Origin of the sequence: Mesorhizobium sp. M7A.F.Ca.CA.001.10.2.1 (genome assembly GCF_003998575.1) — a bacterium.
Taxonomy (GTDB): Bacteria; Pseudomonadota; Alphaproteobacteria; order Rhizobiales; family Rhizobiaceae; genus Mesorhizobium.
This window is the reverse complement of record NZ_RZQY01000390.1, coordinates 1-5,587: the sequence shown is the minus strand read 5'-3', so window position 1 is coordinate 5,587 and position 5,587 is coordinate 1. Positions and strand designations below refer to the sequence as shown.

At 63.2% G+C, this 5,587-nt stretch carries 8 protein-coding genes; 7 read left to right on the top strand and 1 reads right to left on the bottom strand.

Translation table 11 applies throughout. The annotated features are described in order from the left end of the window. The 6 genes from EN964_RS22560 to EN964_RS22535 all read left to right on the top strand — a co-directional run. The coding region (locus EN964_RS22560) for a metal-dependent hydrolase (protein WP_127276742.1) at positions 1–554 on the top strand (554 nt) is incomplete at its 5' end. A 24-nt stretch (positions 555–578) separates the two neighbouring features. Then, positions 579–995, top strand: coding sequence for a hypothetical protein (locus tag EN964_RS22555; RefSeq protein ID WP_127271676.1), 417 nt, complete (start codon positions 579–581; stop codon positions 993–995). Positions 996–1,113: 118 nt separating this feature from the next. Beyond that, positions 1,114–1,401 (top strand): Asp-tRNA(Asn)/Glu-tRNA(Gln) amidotransferase subunit GatC, encoded by a 288-nt coding sequence (gene gatC, locus EN964_RS22550; RefSeq protein WP_127272494.1) that lies wholly within the window; start codon positions 1,114–1,116, stop codon positions 1,399–1,401. Positions 1,402–1,409: 8 nt separating this feature from the next. Then, on the top strand, positions 1,410–1,865 hold the full coding sequence (locus EN964_RS22545) for a GNAT family N-acetyltransferase (protein WP_127271852.1): 456 nt from the start codon (positions 1,410–1,412) through the stop codon (positions 1,863–1,865). Next, complete coding sequence (locus EN964_RS22540) at positions 1,865–3,430, top strand: amidase (RefSeq protein ID WP_127272495.1); 1,566 nt, start codon at positions 1,865–1,867, stop codon at positions 3,428–3,430. The genes EN964_RS22545 and EN964_RS22540 overlap by 1 nt, the downstream gene beginning before the upstream one ends. Positions 3,431–3,555: 125 nt before the next feature. Continuing rightward, positions 3,556–4,347 (top strand): YdcF family protein, encoded by a 792-nt coding sequence (locus EN964_RS22535; RefSeq protein ID WP_127276740.1) that lies wholly within the window; start codon positions 3,556–3,558, stop codon positions 4,345–4,347. Here the strand turns inward: EN964_RS22535 and EN964_RS22530 are convergent. Continuing rightward, positions 4,326–5,039, bottom strand: coding sequence for a DUF599 domain-containing protein (locus tag EN964_RS22530; protein ID WP_027161543.1), 714 nt, complete (start codon positions 5,037–5,039; stop codon positions 4,326–4,328). The genes EN964_RS22535 and EN964_RS22530 overlap by 22 nt on opposite strands. 178 nt (positions 5,040–5,217) lie before the next feature. Between EN964_RS22530 and EN964_RS22525 the strand changes: the two genes are divergently transcribed. Next, on the top strand, positions 5,218–5,587 hold a 370-nt coding region (locus EN964_RS22525), incomplete at its 3' end, for a serine dehydratase beta chain (protein ID WP_281059567.1).

Below are 5,587 nucleotides of genomic sequence, written 5' to 3'. Positions count from 1 at the left end.
ACAGCGACCACATCAGCGGCGCGCTGGAAGTGCTTGGCAAAAGCGGCGCCCAGCTAGTCGCCAATTTCGAGATCTGCATGTACCTGGTCGGCAAGGGCGCCAGCGACAAGAAGATCAACCCGGGCAACATCGGCGGCACCGTCGATTGCGGCGGCTTCACCACCACTTTCGTCCAGGCGCTGCATTCATCCTCGTTCCCCGGCGAAGGTGGCCAGAACACCTATCTCGGCAATCCGGGCGGCCTCGTCCTGCATTTCCCGGAAGACAGGACGCTCTACCACATGGGCGACACCGACATCTTTTCCGACATGGCGCTGATCAACGAGCTGCACGAGCCGAAGATCGGCCTGGTGCCGATCGGCGACCGCTTCACCATGGGCGGCGCGGTGGCGGCACTTGCCTGCCGGCGCTTCTTCAAATTCGACACCGTGGTTCCCTGTCATTTCGGCACCTTTCCGATGATCGATCCGACCGCCGACAAGTTCGAGGCCGGCCTGGAAGGATCCGGCATCAAGGTGGCTTTGCCCAAGATTGGCGAGACGATTACGATTTAGAAGCAGCCAAAATGGAATAAAACCATGGCTTTGAGGCAATCTTTTTGCGTTTCCATACTGGTCGCGGCGTCGCCCGCGCTCGCTGCGGATGATTTCATCGAAGGCATCTACCTTCAGTCCGAGGAGCTTTGCAAACAGGCCAAGAAGGGCACGCTGCAAACGCTGATCGACGCCGGCAACATCGTGCTTTCGGCGTACGGCCTGCAAAGCGTCGAATACAATTGCGAGTTTCTGCAGATCAGCAAGGCGACGGCTTCGCCGAGCTGGGCGGTGACGGCCATCTGCCAGGAACCGGGTTATGTCTTTCCCGACGTTCTCTCGGTGACGCAAATGAACGCGAAGCAGATCGATCTCGTGTCGGTTCGGCCCGTCGACGACGAAAGCGAAGCAAGCGGCAACAGCGGCAGCTACTATCTGTGCGAGGGCGTTGCCCTGCCATAGACGTATTCTGAGAGCCGACGAGCGGGCCGCCGCCACAGCCTGGCCTCTCGCACGATGCATGTTGCGCAGCGCGCGCGGCGCCGCTATAGCCCGAACTGGTTTTCCCCGAGGCAAAAACATGTCCGTAGATCTTCAGACAGTGAAGCGCGTCGCGCATCTCGCCCGCATCGCGGTGAGCGAAGAGGATGCCGAACGGATGACCGGCGAGCTGAACGCCATTCTGGGCTTCGTCGAGCAGCTGAACGAGGTCGATGTTTCCGGTGTCGAGCCAATGACCTCGGTGACGCCGATGGACATGAAGAAGCGCAGCGATGTCGTCACCGACGGCGGCAAGGCGGCCGACATCGTCGTCAACGCGCCGGCGACCGAAGAGAATTTCTTCCTCGTGCCGAAGGTCGTGGAGTAAGTCCGCCGATGGCAATCGAGATCGCCATTGAGACGCCGCTCCAGGACGACCTGCGCGGGCTGGTCACCGAACTCAACGAGACCTTGCTCGAACTGACGCCGCCGGAGCATTGCTACCATTTGACGGTTGAGCAGATGGCCGGTCAGGACACGACGGTTTTCATCGCCCGCGATAAAGGCCTGGCCATCGGCTGCGGCGCGCTGAAGCGTCATGACGGCGCCATTGGCGAGGTCAAGCGCATGTATATCAGGCCGTCGCATCGCGGCCAGAAGATCGGCGCGAAAATCGTTGAGCGGGTCGAGGCGCTGGCGCGCAACGAGGGACTGAAGCGACTGGTGCTGGAGACGGGCGATCGTCATCCCGCGGCGTGGACAGTCTACGAACGCGCCGGGTTTTCGCGTTGCGGCCCGGTGCTGGATTATCCCGATTCTGAGTGGTCGGTGTTTTACGAAAAGAGCCTTTGATGAGCGACCTGACCCAGCTGACGATTTCACAGGCCCGCGCCAAGCTGCGCGGCAAGGAAATCACCGCGACCGAGATCACCGAGGCCTATCTCGGCGCTATCGAGCGCGCCAATCCGGCGCTCAATGCCTATGTCGCCGTGACCGGCGACAAGGCGCGCGACATGGCCAAGGCGTCCGACGCCAGGCTGGTCAAGGGCGAGGGCGGTGCGCTGGAAGGCATTCCGTTGGGGATCAAGGACCTGTTCGGCACCGAAGGCGTCCACACGCAGGCTTGCAGCCATGTGCTCGACGGGTTCAAGCCGCGCTACGAATCGACCGTTACGTCAAATCTGTGGGCCGACGGCGCCGTTATGCTCGGCAAGCTCAACATGGACGAGTTCGCCATGGGTTCGTCCAACGAGACGTCCTACTATGGTCCGGTCATCAATCCGTGGCGGCGCTCGCGCCTCGATACTGCGGTGATGCCGACGACGCATCAGGGCGATGGCGGCTTCGTCTCGGCCGGCGGCACGAGGGCCGTGCGCAGCCTGGACAATGCGCAGTTGGTGCCGGGTGGCTCTTCCGGCGGGTCGGCCACGGCAGTCTCCGCCTTCCTGTGCGCCGGCGCGACCGCGACGGACACTGGCGGCTCGATCCGCCAGCCGGCCGCCTTCACCGGGACGGTCGGCATCAAGCCGACCTATGGCCGCTGCTCGCGCTGGGGTATCGTCGCGTTCGCCTCGTCGCTCGACCAGGCCGGCCCGATCGCGCGCGACGTGCGCGATGCCGCGATCCTGTTGAAGTCGATGGCATCAGTCGATCCGAAGGACACGACGTCGGTCGACCGGCCAGTGCCGGATTATGAGGCGGTGATCGGCAAGCCCATCAAGGGCATGAAGGTCGGCATTCCCAGGGAATACCGCGTCGACGGCATGCCCGAAGAGATCGAAGCGCTGTGGCAGAAGGGCATTGCCTGGCTGAAGGACGCCGGCGCTGAGATCGTTGACATTTCCCTGCCGCATACGAAGTACGCGCTGCCTGCCTACTATATCGTGGCGCCCGCCGAGGCTTCGTCCAACCTCGCCCGCTATGATGGCGTCCGCTACGGATTGCGCGTGCCGGGCAAGGATATCGTCGACATGTATGAGAAGACCCGCGCCGCCGGTTTCGGCCGCGAGGTCAAGCGCCGCATCATGATCGGCACCTATGTGCTGTCGGCCGGCTATTACGACGCCTACTATCTGCAGGCGCAGAAGGTGCGCAATCTGATCAAGCGGGATTTCGAGACGGTCTTCGCCGCCGGCGTCGATGTCATCCTGACCCCGGCAACGCCTTCCGCCGCCTTCGGCGTCGCCGATGAGGACATGGCTGCCGATCCGGTCAAGATGTACCTCAATGACATCTTCACCGTCACGGTGAACATGGCCGGCCTGCCGGGCATCGCCGTACCCGCCGGGCTCGACGCCAAGGGCCTGCCGCTCGGGCTGCAGCTGATCGGCCGGCCGTTCGACGAGGAAACGCTGTTCCAGACCGCCGCCGTCATCGAGCAGGCCGCAGGCACGTTCCAGCCGGAGAAGTGGTGGTAGGGACGTCGCTCGTCTAGCGCATGCCCTGAAAGTCGGAATCGATTTTCGGAAGGATCCTGCGCAAAATCAAAGTGTTAGCGTCCTTTGAGCGCCCACGCCCGCGCGGCGCTGCAATGGGGTGAGCGATGTTCTTCTACCTGTCCAAGATCTTCTGGTTCTTCATCCAGCCGCTCAACCTGGCGATCTTCCTGCTGCTGGCGGGACTGCTCGCGGCCATGATCGGGCGCCGGCGGCTGGCGGCCACCGGCAGCTTGCTGGCATTTCTGATCCTTGCGCTGTCAGCCTGGACGTCGCTCGGCGCCATGATGCTCAATCCGCTGGAAGAGCGCTTCGCGCGCCCGCCGCTGCCGGCAAAGGTCGACGGCATCGTCGTGCTCGGCGGCGGCTTTGAGGGCGCCATCAATCTGGCGCGGGGCGGCTATGAGTTGAACAGCAGCGGCGATCGGATGGTCGAGACCGCAGTTCTGGCCCGGCGCTTTCCCACCGCCAAGGTGGTCGTCTCCGGCGGCACCGGCGCGTTGTTTCTCGATGGCGAGGGCGATGCCGCAACCGCGCCGCGCCTGCTCACCGCGCTTGGCGTGGCCGCCGATCGTCTGATCCTGGAGAACAAATCCCGCAACACCTATGAGAACGCGGTCTTCACCAAGGAGTTGGTCACGCCGAAGCCCGGCGAGACCTGGCTGCTCGTGACCTCAGCCTTCCATATGCCGCGCGCCAAGGCGCTGTTCGACAAGGCCGGCTTCGCCACCGTTCCCTGGCCGGTCGACTATCGCACCTCGGGCAAAGAAGGCATCGGGCTGTTCCGCGATAATCCGGCCGACTCACTGCAGGCCACCACCATGGCCATCCGCGAATGGATCGGGCTTTTTGCCTATTGGCTGTCTGGCCGGATCGATCAGCCTTTTCCAGGCGGCTGACCGATCACCGCCTGCCTGGCGGCCGAGAAGAACTGGCGCCGCACCAGAACGGCCAGCAGCAACAGCGTCGACAACACGAACACCATGGGGTCGACGAACCAGCCGAGATAACCGATCGAGAAGAACACCCCGCGCAGGCCGGAGTTGAAGTGCTTTCCGGCCAGCATGTTCATTTGCGCCGCACGCCACACCGCCGTTTCGGTGACAGGATTGCGTGAGGCTTCGCCATGCGGGATCGGCACGGCGCCGATCAGGATCGTGCAATAGTTGAACAGCCGGTACGCCCAGCCGAATTTGAAGAACGAAAACGCCAGGATCAGCACCAGTCCGAACACCTTTATCTGAAAAGCCGCGCGCGACGGCGCGCCACCCAAGGGCAGGTCGCTGAGCACTTCAAGAACCCGGTCGGACGCGCCGAGCAAGGCAAAGCAGCCGCCGATCGCGATCAGCGAGCTGGAGGCGAAGAAGGCGGTGCCTTGCTGCAGCCCGCTCATAATGGCGGTGTCGACGATGCGGATCTCGCGCTCGGCCATGGTCCGCATCCAGGCTTGCCGCTGTGCATTCATCGCCGTCGTCAGCGACATGCGGCTGACCAGCTTGCCGTCGGAGGCGAACGTGTGCAGCAGCCACGCGACGAGGAAGAAGGCCAGCGCCGCGAGATCGGCTGTCGAAAGATCGAGGGAATCGCCCATGGACTGAATTTATCACATTCAGCGCAATCGCTTCGATGTCCGCATACAGCGATCGTACCAATGTCGCTGCCGGAGCAAACAAGGTCGGCGGGTGCAGCGCCGCGATTTCCAAAAGAGCGGAAACATCGTGGGAATTCCTATATGTAGTCCTCGACCTGACTCCAGGAGACAACGCCGCGTGTTCCTTTCGGTTTTCGACCTGTTCAAGATCGGCATAGGACCGTCGAGTTCGCACACGATGGGGCCGATGACCGCCGCTGCGCGGTTTCTCGACGAGGTCGCGGGAAATGACTGGCCGCGTCCGGCGGGCGTCAAGGTCGACCGGCTTGGCGCAAGCCTGCACGGGTCACTCGCCTACACCGGTATTGGCCACGGCAGTGATCGCGCCGTCATGCTCGGCCTTGCCGGTCTGACGCCGCAGACGGTCGATCCCGACCAGGCCGATGGCATTGCCAGCCGCATCGCCGCCGAAAAGCGCATTTCGCCGCCCGGCCATCCCTCCTATCGCTTTGATCCGGCCACCGATCTGGTGCTGGACCGCAAGACGC

What these genes read in the sequence shown, in the direction of transcription:
- EN964_RS22555 (WP_127271676.1), top strand. Translation starts at nt 579, where the DNA reads ATGGCTTTGAGGCAATCTTTTTGCGTTTCCATACTGGTCGCGGCGTCG.
- gatC (WP_127272494.1), top strand. Translation starts at nt 1,114, where the DNA reads ATGTCCGTAGATCTTCAGACAGTGAAGCGCGTCGCGCATCTCGCCCGC.
- EN964_RS22545 (WP_127271852.1), top strand. Translation starts at nt 1,410, where the DNA reads ATGGCAATCGAGATCGCCATTGAGACGCCGCTCCAGGACGACCTGCGC.
- EN964_RS22540 (WP_127272495.1), top strand. Translation starts at nt 1,865, where the DNA reads ATGAGCGACCTGACCCAGCTGACGATTTCACAGGCCCGCGCCAAGCTG.
- EN964_RS22535 (WP_127276740.1), top strand. Translation starts at nt 3,556, where the DNA reads ATGTTCTTCTACCTGTCCAAGATCTTCTGGTTCTTCATCCAGCCGCTC.
- EN964_RS22530 (WP_027161543.1), bottom strand. Translation starts at nt 5,039, where the DNA reads ATGGGCGATTCCCTCGATCTTTCGACAGCCGATCTCGCGGCGCTGGCC.